Consider the following 22,458-nt stretch of genomic DNA (forward strand, 5'->3'; position numbering starts at 1 on the left):
GTGTAGACTATGCTTACAACTGAAATGTCTTCCCGTTTTAACGACCTGGAGAAGATGAGTGTCCGTGCCCTGCTGGAAGGGATCAACAGCGAAGATGCTACCGTGCCCCAGGCAGTAGCCAAAGCTATTCCCCAGATTGAAAAGCTGGTGATGGCGGCAGTAGAGAAAATGAAAGAAGGAGGCCGCCTGTTCTATATCGGCGCGGGTACCAGCGGCAGACTTGGTATCGTAGATGCATCAGAATGCCCGCCTACATTTGGTGTACCGCATGAATTGGTAGTGGGTATTATCGCCGGAGGCGACAAAGCCATCCGCAAAGCAGTGGAGTTTGCAGAAGACGACAAACAGCAGGCCGCAAAAGACCTCGATAGTTTTAATATCAATGATAAAGATGTGGTAATAGGTATCGCTGCATCAGGCACTACACCTTATGTGATCGGTGGAGTGACAACCATGCGGCAACGGGGTATCGTAACCGGCTGTGTGACCTGTAATACAGGTAGTCCGCTGGCCGCTGCTGTGGAATATCCTGTAGAAGCGGAAGTGGGCGCAGAGTTCCTCACCGGCAGTACACGCATGAAATCAGGCACAGCACAGAAGTTGATCCTGAATATGATCTCTACTTCTATCATGATACAATTGGGCAGAGTGAAAGGGAATAAGATGGTAGATATGCAGTTGAGTAATCATAAGCTGGTGGATCGTGCTACACGAATGGTGATGAGTGAACTAAATGTAGATGAAGACACTGCCCGTCAGCTGGTAGCAGAAAAAGGAAGTGTAAGGGCCGCTATTGAAAGCAGGAAATCATGAACAGGAATCTCCAACGTTTAATTACAATCGCACAAAAGCCTGTAAGGCGTATTGTCGGACTGATGTCGGGTACATCACTAGACGGACTGGACGTAGCACTATGTGCTATTAGCGGTAATGGAATGGATACCCGTGTTACACTGGAACATTTTGATACCGTCCCTTATCCTGTAGCGGTAAAGGACGAGATAAGAAAGGTGTTCGCAAAAGACACGATCTCCTTTCAGCAGCTTTGTCTGCTGAATCCCTGGCTGGCAAACCTGCATGCACAATGGATACTGGACTGCCTGCAAAAATGGGATATATCTGCGGAAGATGTGGATATCATTGCTTCTCACGGACAAACAGTCTATCACAGTCCGAAGATATTACACCGCCTCCCTGATTTCCCCAATGCTACTTTACAGATCATAGATGGTGATCATATTGCGGTTAAAACAAGCATCATCACGCTGAGCGATTTCAGACAGAAACATATTGCAGCCGGAGGGGAAGGCGCACCACTGGCATTATACGGAGACTATTGCCTCTTTTCAAAAAGGGGTGAGGATAGGATCATGCTGAATATGGGCGGTATTGCCAACTTCACTTTCCTGCCCGGTCATCTAAATGCTTCCGGTGTGTTTGTAACAGATACAGGCCCGGGTAATACACTCCTCGATGCTTTTGCAAGAGAGTTCTTCCAGGCGGAATATGACAAAGATGCCTTGTTTGCAAAGCAGGGAACTATGAATGAAAGTTTATTAGCTGCATTGAAGAATGATCCATTTTTCAATGCACCTTTTCCCCGTACAACGGGCCCTGAACTGTTCAGTAAAGCATATGTAAAAGCAGCGCAGGAGCATAGTAATACAACTGATCTTTCCCCTTATGATATAATGGCTACGCTGACCCGTTTCAGTGCAGATACCATCACAGATGCGCTGAAAAGCGTCTTGCAGGAAGATAAAGACTACGCAGTATACGTAAGTGGGGGAGGAGCACATAATCCTTTGCTGACAGGTCTGATCAGGGAAAGGCTACCACGTTTGGAACTGCATACTACCGATGAATTAGGCATAGCGGGAGATGCAAAAGAAGCTGTATTGTTTGCCATACTCGCCAATGAAGCACTTTGTGGAGAAGGCATTGACTTCGGTAAGCCCGGTATGCCTGCTATTACCATGGGAAAACTATCATTTCCGGCATAAACCCGCATTCTTACCTTCAATCCTGCTAAAAGCAGCAAAAAAGTGCGGGTTATATTTTGTTTTCTGCGTTTTTTTGCAGAAATTGACCTTATATTCAACCAAGCTAATCATCGTCAGATGTTAAAGGAAGAACGCCACGCATACATACTTCATCAGGTAAACTTGCATAACAAAGTGTTGTCTTCCCATCTGAGTGAACAAATACAGGTATCGGAAGATACTATCCGCCGTGACCTTGCAGAGTTGGCGCAGGAGGGAAAGATCATAAAAGTGCACGGCGGCGCACTTTCCAATTCATTTCATCAGGGTATAACATCACAGGATGTATACGCGGTAAAAGATAAAAAGACCATAGCTTTAAAAGCCGTCGAACTAATACACGACGGTATGTTTGTATTAACTACAGGGGGGACTACGATTGCAGAACTGGCCCGCGTGCTGCCACGAGACCTGCAGGCCACGTTTATTACCGTAAGCCTCCCTGCTGCTTTTGAATATGCCAATCACCCGAATATAGAAGTGATCGTAATCGGCGACAAACTATCCAAAGGATCAAAGATCACAGTAGGTGGAGAGGCTATTTCAAAGATAAAAATGATCAAAGCTGACCTGTGTTTCCTTGGAAACAATGCTATTGATGTGGAAGATGGGTTAACCGATAATGACTGGGATGTAGTACAGGTAAAAAGAGCCATGATCAGCACCGCTAAGAAAGTAGTGGTATTGACCATTTCAGAAAAAATGAACACATCCGAACAGTTGAAGATCTGTGATGTCGACGAAATAGATATATTAATTACTGAGCTGCCACCTGATGCTAAAAAATTGCAGCCATATAAGAAAAAGGGTATTCAGATTTTATAAATAAAACAGCTATTACTTATTCCCGCTACATTACGGGAACCTAGTGTGATATCTAAGCATGCTTATCAACCAGCCTGTAATCAATCAGCTATTTACTGCGGATATTCCCCGATGAGGAGGAATATCCATCGCTAATATTGATGGCTTTAACTATTAAAAATCAGTTATGAGAACTTATTAACCATCCCGGTAATATCCGGGAATTCATTGTACATGTAAACGCGTTTATCAACCATGTGTGGTCAATCAGTTATTCAGGGCAAATGCTCCTGGATGACGTGAAATATCCATGCCATTACTTATCGCTTACTATTAAAAATTAGTTATGAGAATCTATCAATTATTCCGGCTTGCCAGGTGCAGGTATCTGCTACTTTTGCTGGTCATGCAATGCTTTACCGCCTTCGCTTTTGCTCAGGTAAAGCTGTCCGGCAAGGTAACGGATGAAACGGGCGCTACCCTGCCTGGTATCACCGTGACTATCAAAGGAACCAAACTGGGCGCTACTACATCAATAGATGGCATCTATACTATCAATGCCGATCTGAAGCCCGGTACTTACACACTGGTATTTACAGGGATCGGCTTCACGCCGAAAGAAGACGTAGTAACAGTTGGCAATGCTGCCTCTTATACACTCAATCAGCAGTTAACCACTTCTGTGTCTAAACTGGATGAAGTAGTGGTAACAGGTGCGTCCCTCGGAACTACACGTAAACAGTTAGGTACATATATCAGTACAGTTAAATCGGACGAGCTCTCCAAAGGCGCTACCGGCAACGTATTGACAGCACTACAGGGTAAAACTGCCGGTGCACAGATCACACAGAACTCCGGCGATCCTGCAGGAGGTATGTCTGTAAAGCTGCGTGGTATCAGTACGATCAGCGGTTCCACCGAACCACTGTATATCATCGACGGAGTGATCATTGATAACTCTACTACCCGTGTAACGAATGCAGATGCTTCCTATGCTGGTGGCAACTTCGCGGGTAACGTTGGTCAGAACCGTATGGTGGATATCAACCCTGCTGATATTGAAAGCATAGAAGTACTGAACGGCGCTGCTGCAGCTGCTATCTACGGCTCACGTGCCAATGCAGGCGTCGTGCAGATCTTTACAAAGAAAGGTAAAGGCGGTGCTCCCGTAGTGAGTTTCTCAACCAGCTTTAACGTAAATGAACTGCGGAAGAAACTAGACGTAAACCAGGCACCCGTTAAGTTTGGTGGCACACCTGATGTGTCTACACAAACGATCCTGACAGATACCATCGTGCGTACTACTCCGGTGAAACGTTACGACTACCAGGATTATATCTTCCGTACAGGTATAGGTACTGATAACAACGTATCTGTAACAGGCGGTCAGAACAAAACAAGGTACTATGCATCTGCCAGCTATCTGTATAACCAGGGTATCGTAAGAAATACGGATTTCAACCGCTATAGTTTCCGCCTGAACCTGGACCAGGAGCTCAATAAATGGATCAGCTTTAATGCGACCATGAACTACATCTATAGTAAGACGAATGAAAAGCCCGACGGTAACTCTTTCTTTTCTCCAACCAACTCAGTAACCATCATTGGTAACTATTATGATATTCATCAACGAAATTCACTGGGTAACCTGCTGGCTGTTGGTGAACGCGGTCGTGTCAATCCTGTTTCTGTTATCGAGGATTTTCAGCAGCAACAGCAGACCAACAGGTTGATTGCAGGCGCTGGTGTTAAGCTCACACCTTTCAAGAACCTGACGATAGATTATCATATGGGTATTGACAACTATAGCCAGGATGGTACCACTTTCATTCCTCCTTTTGCATACAATGTAAGCCTTGGTTTCTTTGGTGGTGGCGCTTCGCTTGATCCTACGCAGAATGGTTATGCAAGTGCAGGTATCAACAATTCCTTCCTGATCAATCATGATGTGAATGTGACCTATGATGCGCAGATTACATCCAATCTTGCATCTGTAACACAGATAGGATATTCCCTGCAATACCAGCGTGGTCATTATTCCCTGCAACAGGGCAGGGGCTTACCTCCTTTTGTGCAGACAGTAAGCGGTGCTGCTACGCCTATTACCGGTGCAGATGAGCGTACACGTTTATCTATTTCCGGTCAGTATATACAACAGAACTTTAAATACCGTGATCAACTGTTCATCACCGGTGCATTGAGAATGGATGGCTCTTCTGTATTTGGTGACGATGAACGTAATCAGCTGTATACAAAGCTGAGTGGTAGTTATGTATTATCAGGTACAGATTACTGGAAGGACCTGAATGTGTCCTGGTGGAACCTCTTCAAGCTCAGAGCTGCTTATGGTCAGTCGGGTAACCTGACTGGTATTCCTGCCTATGGCCGTTTCAATACCTACAGGGCAGTTGCCTTTATCGGCGCCGCCTCTTTCACATCACCGACCACTTACACCAATCCTGATATCAAGCCTGAAAGACAGCAGGAACTGGAGTTTGGTACGGATCTGGCTTTTTGGGATAACCGCATTAATCTCTCTGTTAACTACTACAGCAAGAAAGTGGAAGACCTGCTGATAGCCCGCGCTATTGCACCAACACAGGGTTACAGCACACGCCTGGACAACATTGGTTCATTGCAGAACAAAGGTTTTGAAGTAGTACTGAATGTAGCGCCTGTGAAGAGCAAAAGCTTTAACTGGGACATGACTGCGATCTTCAACCGTAATAGGAACAAAGCACTTGACATCGGACAGTCCATTCTTCTGTATTCAACAGTGAGTGGTGCACCTGTTGCTATTGCAAACGGAGAGCCTATTGGCTTCTTCTATGGTACTTTCTTTGCCCGGGATGCCAGTGGCAACAAGCTGACAAAACCTAACGGTGTTCCTGTTACAGAAGCCGGTGTGCAAAATTCACCATTCTCCTACACGCCTGCAAGAGATCCGAATACTGGTTTGCCGCCAACTACCGGTGTGACTGCCTTACAGAAGAAAATCGGCGATCCTAATCCTGATTGGACAGGTACCCTCACCAACGATTTCAGCTACAAGAGACTGAGTCTGCATACACAGCTGGATATCGTACAGGGTGTAGATGTATTCAACGCTGATTTCAGAACAAGACAGGGTGTGGACAACGGTAAGATAGCAGAACAGGAAGATCTCGGCCAGCTGCCCCGTGGCTTCATTGCAGGTAACTACAATATCCAGGAATGGAGAATAGATGATGGCTCTTTTGTGAAACTGAGAGAAGTGTCTTTGAGTTACAACTTTGGTAAGATTAAAGGACTGAGTGACCTGACGCTCAGCGTAGGCGGCCGAAACCTGTATTCATGGGACAACTACAAAGGATATGATCCTGAGGTAAATGCGGCAGGGCAGAGCACTGTATTGCGTGGTATTGATTTTGGTAGTGTGCCTGCTCCCAGGACATATAATGTAGCGCTTCGCGCAAGATTCTAAATCATCAAAAAGTAGTTTATGAAAATGTATCTCAATAAATACAGTCGTTCTTTTCTGGCTGGCATGCTGCTGTTAGTGGTGGCATCCTGTAAAAAAGAATATACAGATCCCTCAGGCCCAGCTTCGGATGCTGCTATTAGTACGCCGAATGCGTTGACAGACGTAGCTGTGGGGCTGCAGAACTGGTATACTGCCAACAGGACAAGTACCTTATATACTTCTATTGCTACCGCCAGTTTGCTGACTCGCGGCACCTATGTTGTCAACGCAGGTAATGCGGATGAAGGCCAGTTATATGCCGGTGCAGCTGCTGTGCAGAATACCAATGCTGTTGTTACTGGCATGTGGGCGGTATCCAACAAAATCATTTTTGATGCCAACCGTGTGCTGAATGCGGCGAATAGCGTGATCACGGAGCCTGGCTATGCAGGCGGCGTAATCGCTTATGCTTCCATGTATAAGGCGCTGGCGCTCGGTAATCTTGCGATGTTCTGGACGCATGTTCCTGACACTACTGGGGTCAATGTGCCTTTCATCACCAGCCAGGAGGGATACAGGAAGGCCGTGCGTGTGATTGATAATGCATTGGCTGTCGTGAGAGCCAATGATATAAGTGCAAGCTTTAAAGCGAATATACCTGCCGGCGTAGATATTGTGAATACCCTGTATGCGCTGAAGGCCCGTTATTCTTTATTCGCAGGCGATTATGATATTGCATTGGCGGCTGCCAACCAGGTAACTGCTTATTCTACTTTCAACTATAATTCACTGATCACAAACCCGATCTTCACACTGGTAACCGCTACCAACAACATCTACCAGGTGGTGGATTCTGCTATGGGCTTGCCGGTAGGACTACAACCTGATCTGGCAGATAAGCGTGTACCCTTTTATGTAGGCATCGGCGCTAATCCGCGTTTTCGTGTGAAAGGGTTCTTTACTGCTACAACACAGAGCATTCCTGTGTATCTGCCTGGTGAGATCACCTTGATCAAAGCAGAATGTTATGCCCGTAAAGATAACCTGGTAGACGGTTTGATAGAATTGAACAAGGTAGTGACCAAACAATCGTCTCAGGATCCGTTTGGTGTAGGCGCTGGATTGACTGCTGAAGTGGCTGCCACAAAAGACAGACTGCTGCAATTGATCTACAAGCATCGCCATATAGAACTGTTCATGAGCGGACTTGAACTGGAAGACCAGCGGAGGTTTGACAGACCAGTGGCTGAGCGTAAACGTAGCTGGCTGCCATTCCCATTCGTGGAAAGAAATGATAATACCAACATACCGGATGACCCCACATTTTAACTTTAACTATTGAACACTTCAACCTGGGCCGGTCCTGTTTATACAGCGACCGGCCTTCTCTTTTTAAGTAGCTTTTGTGTATTCAGGAATAGTTTGTTATTTTAGGAATCCCGGATTTTTATTTTAACCTCTGGGATATATTACAGGATTACTCTTAAAACCATCGGATTCCGTTATGATAAAGCGCTACCTATTGCTGTCGATAGCAATCCTATGCTGTACTTCTTTTGCATTTTCACAGAAACGAATCGGATATGAAAAGCCGGGTGACCAGGAAAAAAGGCTTGCCTGGTGGACGAATGACCGCTTTGGAATGTTCATTCACTGGGGATTATACGCCCTACCTGCCCGTCATGAATGGGTGAAGAAGTACGAGAAATTGACTAATGAGGATTATCAGAAATATTTTGAGCAATTCAATCCTGACCTGTATAATCCGAAGGAATGGGCCAAAGCTGCGAAAGCAGCCGGTATGAAGTATGCAGTGATCACTACCAAGCATCACGAAGGCTTCTGCATGTTCGATTCGAAATTCACTGACTATAAAGCGACCAATACACCTGCAAAGCGGGACCTGATCAAGGAATGGGTGGAAGCTTTCCGTGCCGAGGGCCTGAAGGTCGGCTTCTATTATTCCCTGCTGGACTGGCACCATCCTGATTTCACTGTGGATAAACATCATCCGCAGCAGCCGGCAAATAACAGCGATACTGCCTATGCGCGATTGAATCAGGGCAAGGATATGAGCAAATACCGTGAATACCTGCACAACCAGGTGAGGGAGCTGCTGACTAACTACGGCAAGATCGATATTATGTGGCTGGACTTCTCCTATCCCGGTAAGAATGGTAAGGGCCATGATGACTGGGGTTCTGAAGAACTGATGAAAATGATGCATAAACTGCAGCCAGGCATCATTGTGGATAATCGTTTAGATCTGGACGATTATGAAGACGGATTTGACTTTGTAACGCCGGAACAGGTGGTGGTATCAGACTGGCCCACTGTAAATGGCAAAAAGGTAGCCTGGGAGACCTGTCAGACCTTTTCCGGCTCCTGGGGTTATCACCGGGACGAAGATAGCTGGAAAAGCCCCAATCAGCTATTACAGCTGTTAATAGGGTCGGTCAGCAAGGGCGGTAATCTGCTGCTTAATGTGGGACCCACTGCCCGCGGTCTGTTTGACTACCGTGCAAAGGATGCATTAGGTGCGATGGGCGAATGGATGCAGCTGAACAGCAGGTCTATTTATGGCTGTACACAGGCGCCGGATGAGTTCAAAGCGCCTCCCGGCACCATGCTGACTTACAACCCTGCAACCAGGAAGCTGTATGTGCATGTACTGGTATGGCCATTTGGTAAACTGGTGCTTCCAGGGTTTAATCAAAAAGTTAAATATGTTCAATTCCTGCACGATAATTCAGAAATAAAGTATCTTGGAAGGGAAAATCAGGGAAGTAACGATCTTGTGCTTACACTGCCTGTTAAAAAGCCTTTGGTAGAAATACCTGTGATAGAGTTGACTTTGAGATGAGATTGAAATATTTTCTTTTAAACCTACAACTGAACATCAGCCTGTTCCTTCTTTTACAATTTTCGGGAGCAGGCTGTTTGTACGCCCAGCACGCAAGTGATTCAGCATGGGTAAAGCCTTTTCAGAAAGACAATAACATACAGATTTACGGTGGCTATGCCGGCAGCAGCTTCATTTTCCAGACGAAGAAAACACCCCGGGATTATCTGCACTTGCTGGCCAATAACAGTGGCTATACCGGGATAAATGTCAACTACAAATTTCTCTCGCTCTTTTACGAATTTACATTGCCTTATACAAGCCTGGCAGACCGTAAGACGGGCCTGCGCAGCCGTAACCTGGAGTTATCGCAGTTCGGTAGCCGGTTCGGTATAGAAGCCAGTTATCAGCATGTCAACGGGATGTTGTTTGAAGTGCGCCGCCGACGGACTGAACCGCCTGTTACATTTGAAGATATCCGTTACCGGAAATATGCATTAAATCTCTATCTCTTCGCTAACCCCAGGCATTTCTCTTATACCGCTGCTAATTATTACAGCAAGTTGCAGCAGCAGTCGGCCGGCAGCTGGATGTTTATGGTCAGTCCTGAATACCAGCAATTCAGTTTTAGCCAGGCCAACCTGATAGGTGATCAGGCCAAGGACTCTATGGTATATGAGCTCGTAAAACCCCAGCCTACCTGGGTTTCCACGATCGGCTACGTAGGTTATTCCTATAACCTCGTCATGGATGACGGACACTGGAGTATCAGTCCTACTTTACTGCTCGGCGCAGGCGGCCAATACCCGCTGTACGACAGCCGTTTCAATCCTAAACAGATCACGCTTGTATACAGTGCGTTGGGACGTGTAAACTGTGGATACAATGGTGAGCACTTTTTCAGTTATCTCAGTGCCAGCCATGACTATACCCGCAATCACCTGCCAGCGGCTCATCTTCACCTGCAGAACAGCGACTTCTCCATCACGTTCGGATATCGTTTTTCGGCTCTTAAACATAAAATCCTGGGAGTCATATAATAATTTGTGACAGTATAAATACTTTTTTGTAAGTTCCTAGCCTGATTTAAGGAGCTTAATATTATAATTGTTATGAAATTGAAAAGGTCTTACCTGGTACCACTGTCCCTCTTGCTGGCGGCTACACTCTGCTCACTATCATTGCCGCAGCAGGAAGAAAGAGCAAAAAATCTGAAAGTATTGCCTAAAAACATCAGCCATGAAGAACTTGAGAAAGAGATGCGTAGTTTCAATAAGGCGCTGGGCGTAAAATGCGACTTTTGTCATGCCAGACAAACGGACAATCCGAAGAAACTGGATTTTGCCAGTGACGACAAAGAAGAAAAAGAAACAGCCCGTGATATGATGCGAATGACTATGCGCATCAATAAGAAATATTTCAAATCCGGTAAAGATGAGCAAGGCCAGCAAATGATGACAGTAACCTGTTATACCTGTCATAACGGGCAAAAGGAGCCAGCGTCTAAGCCACCAGCATCGGCAACGCCTCCACCACCACCAGCTCCGCCAGTACCGCAGGAAGCGCCTCAGCAGCATTAATTAGTGTTTGGAAGAGATAGTTAAAAATGATATCTTTAGATAGATACATCTACCTATTTGTCGTATTAACTATTACAAACCTCACAACTTTCAAAAGACGCTTATGACTGCTTTTAACTCCCTCCTTGCCCTGGCACTGTTGTTCTTTATTGCCCACGTTTTTCTGCTGTTCACCTCATTTGGAAAGAGCGGCTATCAGAAGCTGAGATATTTTTATTCCCATCTCACCTTATGGATCTGCGGCGGGCTATTGTTCTTACTGGCCGTGTTGTATGCCGGTAAAAATGAATCAGCCGTATTGGATGTATTTGATACGGCGGGCAAGCAATTGCTGATCCCGGCCATTGTGGTAGTGCTGTCTTTAACAGCTCACACGATCGTACGTTTCCTGGTGATACCGAAATTTCAGCTGGATAAGAAGTAACACACGTTAGGAAATTTTTTGGAAAGGCCGTCTCACATTGAGGCGGCTTTTTACTTTTTTATGTCAAAGAACTTTGCTTGATACAGCAGCTACTGGCTCCTCCTTACGAAGGAAATGCATATTTATCTGGACACGTTGATAACGCGGATTTTTATAAACGATGCGAAACTAACTCGGGAAGATTAGCGGGAATGGTTATGATTACATCACAAAGCTAAGTAGAAAATTGATGCGGAAAATACGCATTTTCATTACTTCTTGATGTGATTTAATGAATTGATTTTCATGATATTGAAAGTTGTTTGGGCTAAAAAGCCGATAAAGCTGTTTCGAGCGAATTCCATTTTTGACTCGGATAACGGAGCGCATCCGGATCTCATATTTCCGATAAGGCATTATGCTTGTTTTAGTCCGCTTTGATACCGCTTTGATACCGCTAATCCTGCGTTGATCTTACGTTCATGAACGTAAGATCAACGCAGGATTAGCGGTATCAAAGCGGTATCAAGACGGATTAAAAGCGGTACTTGGCCCAAGATAAAACCTGTTTTGTCTAAAGGAAAATAATTGGCGGAACACCATCCTTATGGGGTTAATTGAGACAAGCAAATGCACTTTTGATCCGGTTGAGGTTCGGTGGAGATAGTACATCGGGTATATTCGAAGCGAACAAAATACTCCGTTATGTATGCATAGGGAGCGGGGAATTGTTTGACGGAAATTAAGCAAATATTATTCCATTCATTAATTTGTCTAAATTTAGCCCTGCAAATCACTCATTTGAACATGAAAAGAATATCCTCCCTGTTGCTGGTTTTTATCCTGACCTGTACTTACAGCGCCTATGCCCAGAAGAAGACTACCCCGACTTTCCGAGAAGGCACTCATAATTTCACCCTTCAATGGATTAGCTGGGACAAACCTGGTAAGGTACAGATCCGCAAAAAGAACAAGAGTACTTATACCATCAAAGGGGAACAACGTGATGCGCAAAGCAAGAGCTTTGTTACTATTGACGGAACCTTGAAGGTTGTTTCAAGCAGTGAACTGGTATTTACCGGTACTATTAAGAGCCTGTATGAAAGTATTAACGAAGGGAATGTTTGTGAAAGGACCGGTACCTATCATTTCCTTGCGAAAGGTGCGAGAAAATACTGGCGACTGCAGGAGATGGAAAATTGTGAAGGGAATAATGTGACAGATTACATTGATATTTATTTTAACTAGTAAGGCTTCGGAGAAATTCCAAAGTCTTTAATACAGTTTCCCAATGGCAATCGTATTGGAAGGATTAAGCCAATGTCCACTATGCGGACAAGTGCTTGACAGGAGTAATGAGTTTATAATGACGCCGCCATTAACAAGTAATACAAAGGATGCGCTGTTTATATTCAGTGATGCCGGTATACATGTTACCTGCCTGAATGGGCATCCTCAGAAAGAAAGCCTGCTCTATCAAATGCAACAGAGTGATGAGACAAGGGACGCAGCTAATGCCGTATGTATTGTAGATGGAAAATTGATTACTTACCCTGACGACTATCTGACCACTGGTATGTTGACATCCGATCTGCATGAACCTTTGGTTGAGTTCAACTTTATCATCCTGAACAGGAATAATAATACAAATGGGACAAACGGAATGAGTTTATTTCTTTACTAAAAGAATTTATCAAGAGAGGGAAATGGGAACCCTTCGGACCATTCAACTACCTGGAATATCTCATCAAAGAATTAGCATGAATTGCGGACGACTAACTGTCTCTTCATAGCGCGCCGCATCATTACTTCATACCTTATCACCTTCGTCCCCAATAACTCCGCATTACCGGCCTCTTCATGTCTGTGATTGTTTTTTAACAATCTATGATATAATATTCCTGTTTCGCGCATTGACTTATGAAAACGTTTGCATAATACTTAATTTCAGTACAGCTAAATTCCACGAAAAACCCTCATCTCCACTACTGTAGTCAATCAACCCTCAACCAAAAATTCACGTATGAAAAAGATCAAGAACCTGTTAACACTCCTATTGATCGTCCCCCTTATGCTCTGGGGTCAATCAAGCCCTCCAACCCTCGTTACCGGTACTGTAAAAGACAGTCATGGAAACCCACTACCCGGTGTAACAATCACCGTTGCCGGCAATGACAAAACCGGTACGCAGACCGACAACACAGGCCGGTTCAGGATTAGCGTTGCTGCCTCGGGAATATTGAAGTTCAGCTTTATCGGTTATAAGGAAGAAAGTGTTCCTGTTGCCGGACAGAAAGAATTAACCGTCAGCCTCACAGAAGCCGCTACAGCCCTCAGCGACGTGATTGTGGTTGGATATGGCACCCAGAAGAAAGTAAACCTGACAGGCGCTGTCGTAACGGTAAATTCTGCTGAACTGAACAAACGCGTTGTAACTAACCCCGCCACTATGTTACAGGGAAAACTACCCGGTCTGACGGTGGTAGAGAACTCCGGTGAACCGGGTAACCAAGGCGTCAGTCTGCGTGTACGCGGACAAGGCACCTACAGTGGCGCCGGTAATGATCCGCTGGTGATCGTGAATGGCATACCCGGTAGCCTTACAACGCTCAACCCTAATGATATTGAATCCGTCACGGTACTGAAAGATGCCGCATCTGCTTCGATATATGGTACCCGTGCCGCCAATGGTGTGATACTGGTCACCACAAAACAAGGCACTAAAAGCGGCCTGCAACTTGAATACAGCTACAATATGGGCATCACTTCACCTACGCGTATGTTGAAGCTGATCACCAATTCTGTTGAATACATGGAGCTGTATAATAAAGCACTCGTACACTCCGGTCAGGCTGCTGCATATCCTGATAGCTTCATTGATCAGTACCGCAATGCTACGGATAAAACACACTATCCTGATGTAAACTGGCTGGATGTGCTTTTTCGTACAACTTATGTACAGAACCACTACCTGAATGTAAGTGGTGGCAGAGCAGGTACAAATTATACAGTGGGAATGGGCCTTACAGACGAACCGGGCACCATGCTGGGATTTGCAAATAAGAAATATACGCTGCAATTCAACCTGACATCCGAAGTGAATAAAAGAGTCACATTCGGGATCAACACAAACTTCAATTACAACGATCGCAAATATCCCCGCCAGGGTGCGCAGGATCAGTTTCTCGCTGCTTTATCACAAGCGCCCATGTACGGGCCTGTTGTTCCTGATGGTACCGGGCATTACACCTACCGAGGAGATCCTTATGTATATCACAACAAGAACCCTGTCGCCATTGCTGAAAATGTACAGGCCTCAGATCGTGCCTACTATCTGCAAAGCAATCTTTTTATGAATGTAAAAGTGCTGGATGGATTGACCTGGGAAACAAGAGGTGGATTTAATTTCAGCTTCAATAAAGTAAAAGACTTCCGTCCGGTAATTCCGCAATATGATTGGTTCACCGGCCAATTCGCTACTAACCTGGATGTTGGTACCAAAGGACTGATCGTTACAGACAATAACAACATTTATCCGATCGTCTACACACAGCTGACCTACAACAAAAAGGTCGGTGATCATACTTTCAAAGTATTGGGAGGCGCACAGGAAGAGTATTTTAAACAGGAAAGCCTGAATGGCTACAGACGGGATTTCCCGGGTAATGATCTGCCTGAATTGAATGCCGCTGGTGCTGACGGACAAACTACCGGAGGCACGGCCTACGAATGGTCATTGCGTTCTTACTATGGTCGTCTGAATTATGATTACCGGGATAAATATCTATTCGAAGCCAACCTGCGTTATGACGGCTCTTCGCGTTTTAAGAAAGATACCCGCTGGGGATTATTCCCTTCTTTCTCTGCAGGCTGGCGCATAGGACAGGAGCCTTTTCTGAAAGGATCATCCTGGCTCACTGATCTGAAACTACGTGCATCATGGGGACGATTAGGCAATCAGAATATAGGCAACTATCCTTACCAGAATATCCTGACAGTAGGCTATAACTATCCGCTGGATAATACGGTGTTGTCAGCGGGTGTATTGCGTAATACGCTTGTAGATGAGAACATTCGCTGGGAAACGACGCAGGTGTTTGATGTAGGAGTAGACTTCGCTGTGTTGGATAATAAACTCAGTATAACTGCCGACTGGTACAACAAACGCACTTTCAACATCCTGCGTGCTGCACAGGTGCCGGGATGGCTGGGATTAAGCGCTCCTACCGTGAACCAGGGTACCATGCAGAATATCGGCTGGGAGTTTGGGGTTAACTACAACAACAGGATAGGAGAGTTCTCATATGGTATAGGCGTAAACTTCCAGACCTATAAAAACGAACTGGTGAAATTTGGTGCACGCGAGATAACCAATACCGCCATCAGGGAAGAAGGATTGCCCTGGGAGACTTTTTACGTGTACCAGGTAACCGGCATTTTTCAGTCGGATGATGACATCAAAAATTCTCCGCAACAGCAATACACTCCCAAACCCGGTGACCTGAAATACAGGGATGTGAACAACGATGGGAAGATCAATGCATCCGACAGAACTTATATAGACGGTGCGTTCCCCGATTTCAACTACTCCTTTAATCTCAATGCAGCCTGGAAGAATTTTGACTTCAGTGCATTCTTCTATGGCGTACAGGGGCAGAAGTTTTATGTGACTGGCTGGGGACTGGAACCTTTCAGGCAGTCCACACCACCGACCACTGAATGGAGGGATGCATGGACGCCTGAAAATAAAGGCGCTACATTGCCACATATCTATGTACAGGGTTATGGTCCTATCTCTTCCTCTTCCTCTGATTTCTTCCTAAAAGATGCGTCCTTCTTCCGTTTGAAGAATGTACAGCTGGGATATAATGTGAAAGCGGCATTGTTGAAAAGAGCGGGCATCTCTGCGTTGAGAGTATACTTTGCGGGCGACAACCTGCTTACATTCACTCATTACCCAGGGCTTGATCCTGAGCGGAGCGGCGGTGGCAATTTTGTGAACTATCCACAGAATAAAGTTTATTCCTTCGGGGCAAGGGTTACTTTCTGATCATTAAAAAACGCGTCATGAAAAACATTATATACTTTTTACTGTTGTCGGGCATGATGGCCTGCAGCAGCAATTTCCTCGATAAATATCCTCTTGATAAAGTATCCGTCGATAATTTCTGGCGATCGGAAGAAGATGTGAAACTGGCGCTCACCGGCTGTTATGCGCTCTTGTCTGCACAGTCAGACAATAACACGATAGCAGAAGGCTTTGGTGCATTCACCATGTACTGGGATGGTATTTCTGATGATGCATGGCCACGTACCGGATCTTTCAATAGTATTGCTACCTCACAACTGGAACCAACTACAGGCGGTATTGTGAATGATATGTATTCCATGAATTACAAGGCGATCGCCACCTGTAATTATTTTCTGGCGAATGTAGATAAAGCCAATATGAATGCTGCTACAACAGCACAGTATAAAGCGCAGGTATATTTTCTGCGGGCTTACTATTATTCGCAGTTATGTAAGACGTATGGCGGTGTGATCATCACCTTAAAGCCTGAGGACCTGAACTACGCAAAGGATATGAAGAAGAGTACGAAAGCGCAGGTGGTGGAACAGGTATTGAAAGATATTGACACTGCATTGCTTTCATTGCCGGATGAAGTGTATAGTGGTAAGATCGTGAAGGCAACTGCGCTTGGCCTCAAAGCAAGAGTATTGCTGTATAATGAGCGTTGGGCAGAAGCGGCAGCTGCTGCAAAGCAGATCATAGATGGTGGAAAGTTCCGTATTGCAGATGAATTCTATGGTTTGTTCGTAAAGCCAGGACAGAACAATAATCCTGAGATCATCTTCTCGGCGCGTTATCAATTGCCTAACCTGATCAATACGATAGATTACCAGATGGGATGGGACCAGTGGGAACGTATACAACCACTGAAAGGACTGGCGGATGCTTTCGAATGTAAGGATGGAAAGAAGATCACTGAATCTCCCTTGTATGATCCTGTGCGTCCTTATGAAAACCGTGATGCGCGTTTGCGTAAAACGATCTATGTACCGGGTGATCCCTGGAAGTACAGTGCAGAAGGTATCTTCAATCCGGCGAAAGACGGGAATAACAGAACAGGATTTCTGGTGAAGAAATATCTTGATACTACAAGGGCTCCGACAGATTATTCCACACGTAGTGATCAGGACTTTGTATTGATCCGTTATGCAGATATACTACTGATGTATGCTGAGGCAAAGAATGAAGTGAGCGGACCTGATCAGAGTATATATGATGCCGTGAATGCAGTGCGTGGCCGTAAGAGTGTACAACAGCCTCCCTTGCCAGCCGGTTTATCTGCAGATGAAATGCGGCTGCGTATCAGGCAGGAGCGGAGAGTAGAGTTTGCATTGGAAGGATTGCGATACTTTGATCTGTTGAGATGGAAGACGGCAGAAACGGTGTTGCCTGCTGTTGTAAATCCCGGTGGTGTGAACAGGAAATTCTTTCCGAAGAATTATGTATTTCCTTTTCCACAAACAGAAGTGGATAGTTATTTGTCGCTCGAACAGAATGATGATTATTGACACACGCTGATTATGCAAGAATAACGAGCGTCAAAAGCGCTGACGCGTTAGGCATTACGCATGAACGTAATATAAAAGTTGAACAGAACGAAGCTGTCTCAACAAAGTTGAGGCAGCTTCGTTATATTTTCTGTCAGAAAATTTTTTGGTACTAAAAAAGTTAGTATTTTTATGCAGTTCGAATCTCATAACCCTGAAACAGAGATGATCGAAATGCTATATATACCACACCATTATTAAGCCATTGTTGAACGTTCACATTTACAAAACAATTCAGGATCTCACTAAGTGTAACCCGTCATGACGAGACCTCCTGCATTAACCAGGTACCATATTTATTATTGATCACATTTTAATTTCACACGTTGCCAATTACATTCAATGGCGTTAACCCCGCCCAGGCCACCGTGGCCAAATGGGATTTGTATGAAGTCACTATTGACCTCACTGCTACTTACACGAACCAGTACGATTATTCAGACGTCGCCGTGCAGGCTATCCTTACTTCCCCGACAGGTGTGCAACGAACGGTGGATGCTTTCTGGATGGATGATTACAACCTCAATACATCTACCGGCGGCATGACACCTAGCGGGTCAGGTTTTCGTTTCAGATTTACGCCCGATGAGGAGGGCCAGTGGTCGTATATACTGTCGGGCAGCCTGCAGGGTGGAGCTCCTGCGACGAGTGCTACGTATTCCTTTACCTGCTCCGGCGTCTCTGCAACAGGCAAGGGGTATATCCGGAAAACTAACACCAATTATCTCAAATGGGATGACGGTGCGCAATACATTCCTGTAGGGGAAAATATAGCCTTCCCCGATGGCGATGTTATTGTTTATTATAATGGTCTGCTCGGTCAGCTGGAGCCCACAGGTGTCAACTTTGTCCGCATTTGGATGGCTACCTGGGGAGTGGCGCTGGAATGGTCCAACGTTGAAGGAGGCGTCAACGGATTTGATAACCTGAAGCGATACAAGCAAACAGCAGCGAAACAAATTGATTACCTGCTCGGTCGCGGACAAACCAACGGTTATGCCATCATGCTTTGCATCAACTATCACAACCAGTTTGTAGTAGGTGACGAGTGGCAAAACAATCCCTACAACACCGAAAAGGGAGGCCCGTGTAGTACACCGCTTGACTTTTTCAGCAACAGTACCGCAAAAGATATCTTCAAAAACCGGCTACGCTATCTGGTAGCACGATGGGGATATGCAGGTACCCTGCAAAGCTGGGAATTGTTCAATGAAGTGGACAACACGCCGTATTATAAGAGCAAGCCTGGCGACACGCCACAGTTTGACAACTCGGCTGTGATCGATCAATGGCACAATGAAATGGCAGCCTATCTGAAATCAATCGATCCTAATCACCTGGTGACAACTTCCTTTGGTGATGAGAAATATGGAGACGGCACCTGGGATAGTGCCAGCATCGATTTTACACAGGTACACAAGTACAAGAATGATCCGCGCATGCCACGTCTGCTCGCTAACCTGAATCAGCAACGCCTCAGTACCTATTCCAAACCTGTGTTGGACGGTGAGTTTGGCATGATTGTCACTGCTACCCAGGAGAAAGATGTTGATCCCAATGGCGTCAGCATGCACAATGTAATGTGGGCAACGCTGCTGAGCGGCTCCATGGGCGCCGCCATTCCCTGGTGGGAACATTGGGTGCACGAACAGCACCTGTATCCGCACTTTTCACGGCTGGCGGCTTTTAAAGACATAGTGCCCTTTGTGAGTGGCAATTATCAGAAGGCGTTCCCGACTTATTCTAATACGAATCCGGCCGACCTGACCATTATCCCTGAAGGGATGTGGCCTGTAGATCCCAGTAATCCTCCTCCACCTGTGGTGGACTTTACACTGGACAATGAAGGCGAACTGACGCCCGGGCTAAGCGAGCTTCCTCAGTTTGTCTGGGGCGCTACAAATAACAGCACTTTGCGCAGACCGCCCACCTTCCTCGTCAATTACCTGCAGGCAGGAACCTTTTCAGTAGTGGTTGCAGAAGTCAGTCAATGGGGTGGTAACGTCAACATTTATGTAGACGGTGTGCTGCTGCTTGACCAGGTAGCGCAGAATGGCTTTACCTATACGGTGCCTGTCAGCGCAGGGCAACATTCTATTAAAGTTGATAATCTCGGGACTGACTGGATACTGGTGTCTCAATTCAGGTTTATCAACGCAGTAGGGCCTTACAATCTATATGCCCTGAAGAGCGCTGATAACAGCCAGGCGGCAGGTTACATACAATACAGGTTGTACAACCATCAGTATTTTATCGATAACAACACTACCACGCCTCCACCGCCAGTACCTGCAGGTGCAATTGTAAATGTACCTGGTATGAACAACGGTACGTATACTGTCAATTTTTACAGTTGTGCACCTGCTGGCACTACAGCTCCTGCACAACCCATTGGCACCCGTACTGCCACTGTGACCAATGGTGTGTTAACCTTCGACCTACCAGAAGTGTCCTGGGATATTGCATTTACCGCTACCCTTAGCACCTCGGCTGCGCTTAGCACACCTGTATCAGTAACACCTACACTAGGTTGGGGGGCAACGACCGCATCCGTCTTTACAGTAGACAATAACGGCATAACGCCAGGTGCTGCCAGCCTGGGCATGTTTGTTTATGGTAGCCAGGCCAATACGCAATACCGCAATCCAGCTACGTTTGTTGTTAACTACGCACAGGCGGGATATTTTGAAGTGCGTACTGCTGCCACCATATCAGTTGGTTCCCCTCGTTTAACGATATATGTGGACGACGTTAAAGTACTTGACCAGGATGCTGTTGTTAACACTTCTTATGTTGTCGTTATCACGCCGGGACTGCACCGGATCAAGGTAGATAATCTTGGTGGCGACTGGACACAGGTGGATCATTATTCCTTTGTGCCATCGCTTGCTTCAGGCCTTCCCGCGCCTGGCCAGACAGTGGGCGCCAGAACGCTTGTGCCAGGGTATCCGTGGGGAAGCAAACCTCCGGTAAACACGTTTACTCTTCTCGAAGATGGCTCATTAACGCCGGATGCTTCCAACCTGGCCATGTACGTATATGGCGAACCTGCTCATCCGGAGTACTATAATCCTGCCAGCATCAATGTAAATCTTTCCCAGGATGGATATTTTAAGCTGACAGTCGCTTCTGTTTCACAGAACGGCGCGCGGGTAAGTATTTATGCAGATGCTGTGCTGGTGACCGACCAGGTGGCAATCGCCAATCTTTCCTATGTGGTAGCCCTTAAAGCCGGCACGCACAACATCACTGTCGATAATCTTGGTGGCGACTGGTATTTGTCTGGCACATTAGTATTTGATGTTTTGTAGTTATAGCTGCACGGACTTGTTTCGTGTAAAGAATGATACAAAGCTCTGACCAAGGCGTGTTGTACATTCTCTTTTCTGGTATGATGTAAGTAGGCCGTTAATTAATTTTGACGGCCTATTTACTCTTTACCAATATCATTACTGGCGATCGATAATTAAAATAAATAAATTATAATAATCTCCTATAATCATTACCTGTATTGCGTTTCACCTATTAACCAAATTCATACAGTAGCAAAAAATACTGATAGCAATTTGAAAAAATATTTATAACTTAACATAAGCAAATACGTTGTATAAGATCCCTCACCCCAATTTCCTCTACGCGAATAAGATGATGGTTAAAACGCGTAACACGAAGATGAAATACATGTGAGGCTACAATATTTCATTCGTCATTAAAAGTAATAATCCAGTATATAGCCGGGCGATAGAGTATGCCTGATCACTAATAGAGTTATTTCTTAAAGCTTGTTTATAAGTTCATGTGAATGATATCATGAAGAATGTTGGAAACGGACGTCCAGCCCCAAGGCGCCGTATGAACTGGATATGGATCAGTGGAGTGGCTTTCCTGCTGTCCTTACTGGCCGCAGGTATAATGATCTTCTTTGGCAAACAGTTAGCAGACCTTGGGATCACGGGAAATATTTATTACATCATTCTTATTCCCCTTGGATTCAGCAGTGCAGCTTTTCTCGCAGGCGCTATGAAGTCGTATGCTTCCTTTACATCAAATGAAAGCGTTACCTACGGGAAGTTACAGTTGACAGGGCCTATCGTGATATTTGCCCTTGTTGTAGGCGGTGGATTTATTATGCCCAATTACAATAAGAAGGAAGCCTTTGACCTGAAGATGCGTATTATCAGCAATGGTCAGCCCATGAATACCTTGAATGAAGGCACGGTGACGTTGTATATAGGAAAAGAACCTAAGACAGTGAATATCCATGAAGGAGAGGTGGCGTTTTATAACATACCTGAAAAGTATCACAACAGGAAAGTCAGGATAGTGCCTTCCATTATGAACTATCAGCTGGCAGATTCCAACGAAGTGCTGATCTCTAAAAATGAAGACTATGTGGATATTCATGTTACCAGGACCCGGGAATCAACGTCCACATTGGTCAGAGGCTCTGTGCTTGATCAGAAGAATATGGCTGTGGCACATGCATTGCTTGATTTCTCCAGCGGACTGGCCACCTGTTATACAGATCCTAATGGCAACTTCTCCCTCACAGTACCATTGCCCTCAGGAGAGAAGACACAGCTGAAGATTGTCACGGATGGGATCACAAGGTTCAACGAAGTAGTAACTATTTCATCAACAATACCAATTGATCTGAGAATAGATAAGACCCCTTAATCTGATATATATGCCAAAAGGATGTTTGATATGCTGCCTTGCAATATGCC

General features: G+C 45.4%; 15 protein-coding genes. All 15 read left to right on the forward strand.

Features of this window, described 5'->3' with window-relative positions; all coding sequences use genetic code 11:
• The first annotated feature begins 9 nt into the window (after nucleotides 1–9).
• The 15 genes from murQ to BLR32_RS20620 all read left to right on the forward strand — a co-directional run bounded on the left by murQ (nucleotide 10) and on the right by BLR32_RS20620 (nucleotide 22,408).
• Nucleotides 10–813: an N-acetylmuramic acid 6-phosphate etherase gene (gene murQ / locus BLR32_RS20550; protein ID WP_089834740.1), complete on the forward strand. Its 804-nt coding sequence runs from the start codon at nucleotides 10–12 to the stop codon at nucleotides 811–813.
• Nucleotides 810–2,003, forward strand: a complete 1,194-nt coding sequence (locus BLR32_RS20555) for an anhydro-N-acetylmuramic acid kinase (protein WP_089834741.1) — start codon at nucleotides 810–812, stop codon at nucleotides 2,001–2,003. Before murQ ends, BLR32_RS20555 begins: the two co-directional genes overlap by 4 nt.
• Nucleotides 2,004–2,120: 117 nt before the next feature.
• Nucleotides 2,121–2,867 (forward strand): DeoR/GlpR family DNA-binding transcription regulator, encoded by a 747-nt coding sequence (locus tag BLR32_RS20560; protein WP_089834742.1) that lies wholly within the window; start codon nucleotides 2,121–2,123, stop codon nucleotides 2,865–2,867.
• 325 nt (nucleotides 2,868–3,192) lie between these two features.
• The gene (locus BLR32_RS20565; protein WP_089834743.1) at nucleotides 3,193–6,309 is read left to right on the forward strand and encodes a SusC/RagA family TonB-linked outer membrane protein; all 3,117 of its coding nucleotides are present in this window, start codon (nucleotides 3,193–3,195) and stop codon (nucleotides 6,307–6,309) included.
• Nucleotides 6,310–6,327: 18 nt separating this feature from the next.
• Nucleotides 6,328–7,617 (forward strand): RagB/SusD family nutrient uptake outer membrane protein, encoded by a 1,290-nt coding sequence (locus tag BLR32_RS20570; RefSeq protein WP_089834744.1) that lies wholly within the window; start codon nucleotides 6,328–6,330, stop codon nucleotides 7,615–7,617.
• A gap of 175 nt (nucleotides 7,618–7,792) precedes the next feature.
• A complete protein-coding gene (locus BLR32_RS20575; RefSeq protein ID WP_089834745.1) occupies nucleotides 7,793–9,151 on the forward strand; it encodes an alpha-L-fucosidase in 1,359 nt (452 codons plus the stop codon).
• Nucleotides 9,148–10,170 carry a DUF4421 domain-containing protein gene (locus BLR32_RS20580; protein ID WP_089834746.1) on the forward strand — a complete coding sequence of 341 codons (1,023 nt, stop codon included), beginning with the start codon at nucleotides 9,148–9,150 and terminating at the stop codon, nucleotides 10,168–10,170. The genes BLR32_RS20575 and BLR32_RS20580 overlap by 4 nt, the downstream gene beginning before the upstream one ends.
• A 72-nt stretch (nucleotides 10,171–10,242) precedes the next feature.
• A complete protein-coding gene (locus tag BLR32_RS20585; RefSeq protein WP_089834747.1) occupies nucleotides 10,243–10,710 on the forward strand; it encodes a c-type cytochrome in 468 nt (155 codons plus the stop codon).
• A 103-nt stretch (nucleotides 10,711–10,813) separates the two neighbouring features.
• Complete coding sequence (locus BLR32_RS20590) at nucleotides 10,814–11,134, forward strand: hypothetical protein (protein ID WP_089834748.1); 321 nt, start codon at nucleotides 10,814–10,816, stop codon at nucleotides 11,132–11,134.
• Between the two features lie 786 nt (nucleotides 11,135–11,920).
• On the forward strand, nucleotides 11,921–12,361 hold the full coding sequence (locus tag BLR32_RS20595) for a hypothetical protein (RefSeq protein WP_089834749.1): 441 nt from the start codon (nucleotides 11,921–11,923) through the stop codon (nucleotides 12,359–12,361).
• Nucleotides 12,362–12,404: 43 nt separating this feature from the next.
• Nucleotides 12,405–12,797, forward strand: a complete 393-nt coding sequence (locus tag BLR32_RS20600; protein ID WP_143011531.1) for a hypothetical protein — start codon at nucleotides 12,405–12,407, stop codon at nucleotides 12,795–12,797.
• Nucleotides 12,798–13,136: 339 nt separating this feature from the next.
• On the forward strand, nucleotides 13,137–16,163 hold the full coding sequence (locus BLR32_RS20605) for a SusC/RagA family TonB-linked outer membrane protein (protein WP_089834751.1): 3,027 nt from the start codon (nucleotides 13,137–13,139) through the stop codon (nucleotides 16,161–16,163).
• Nucleotides 16,164–16,180: 17 nt separating this feature from the next.
• Nucleotides 16,181–17,692, forward strand: a complete 1,512-nt coding sequence (locus tag BLR32_RS20610; RefSeq protein ID WP_089834752.1) for a RagB/SusD family nutrient uptake outer membrane protein — start codon at nucleotides 16,181–16,183, stop codon at nucleotides 17,690–17,692.
• Between the two features lie 365 nt (nucleotides 17,693–18,057).
• Complete coding sequence (locus BLR32_RS20615; protein ID WP_089834753.1) at nucleotides 18,058–21,042, forward strand: DUF5060 domain-containing protein; 2,985 nt, start codon at nucleotides 18,058–18,060, stop codon at nucleotides 21,040–21,042.
• Between the two features lie 499 nt (nucleotides 21,043–21,541).
• Nucleotides 21,542–22,408 carry a hypothetical protein gene (locus tag BLR32_RS20620; RefSeq protein ID WP_089834754.1) on the forward strand — a complete coding sequence of 289 codons (867 nt, stop codon included), beginning with the start codon at nucleotides 21,542–21,544 and terminating at the stop codon, nucleotides 22,406–22,408.
• Nucleotides 22,409–22,458: the final 50 nt, after the last annotated feature.

It is taken from the genome of Chitinophaga filiformis (assembly GCF_900102545.1).
Lineage (GTDB): Bacteria > Bacteroidota > Bacteroidia > Chitinophagales > Chitinophagaceae > Chitinophaga > Chitinophaga filiformis.

Coding starts and splice junctions, on each gene's coding strand:
- BLR32_RS20595 (WP_089834749.1), top strand. CDS start 11,921: ATGAAAAGAATATCCTCCCTGTTGCTGGTTTTTATCCTGACCTGTACT.
- BLR32_RS20600 (WP_143011531.1), top strand. CDS start 12,405: ATGGCAATCGTATTGGAAGGATTAAGCCAATGTCCACTATGCGGACAA.
- BLR32_RS20565 (WP_089834743.1), top strand. CDS start 3,193: ATGAGAATCTATCAATTATTCCGGCTTGCCAGGTGCAGGTATCTGCTA.
- BLR32_RS20570 (WP_089834744.1), top strand. CDS start 6,328: ATGAAAATGTATCTCAATAAATACAGTCGTTCTTTTCTGGCTGGCATG.
- BLR32_RS20580 (WP_089834746.1), top strand. CDS start 9,148: ATGAGATTGAAATATTTTCTTTTAAACCTACAACTGAACATCAGCCTG.
- murQ (WP_089834740.1), top strand. CDS start 10: ATGCTTACAACTGAAATGTCTTCCCGTTTTAACGACCTGGAGAAGATG.
- BLR32_RS20605 (WP_089834751.1), top strand. CDS start 13,137: ATGAAAAAGATCAAGAACCTGTTAACACTCCTATTGATCGTCCCCCTT.
- BLR32_RS20590 (WP_089834748.1), top strand. CDS start 10,814: ATGACTGCTTTTAACTCCCTCCTTGCCCTGGCACTGTTGTTCTTTATT.
- BLR32_RS20555 (WP_089834741.1), top strand. CDS start 810: ATGAACAGGAATCTCCAACGTTTAATTACAATCGCACAAAAGCCTGTA.
- BLR32_RS20585 (WP_089834747.1), top strand. CDS start 10,243: ATGAAATTGAAAAGGTCTTACCTGGTACCACTGTCCCTCTTGCTGGCG.
- BLR32_RS20610 (WP_089834752.1), top strand. CDS start 16,181: ATGAAAAACATTATATACTTTTTACTGTTGTCGGGCATGATGGCCTGC.
- BLR32_RS20620 (WP_089834754.1), top strand. CDS start 21,542: ATGAAGAATGTTGGAAACGGACGTCCAGCCCCAAGGCGCCGTATGAAC.
- BLR32_RS20560 (WP_089834742.1), top strand. CDS start 2,121: ATGTTAAAGGAAGAACGCCACGCATACATACTTCATCAGGTAAACTTG.
- BLR32_RS20575 (WP_089834745.1), top strand. CDS start 7,793: ATGATAAAGCGCTACCTATTGCTGTCGATAGCAATCCTATGCTGTACT.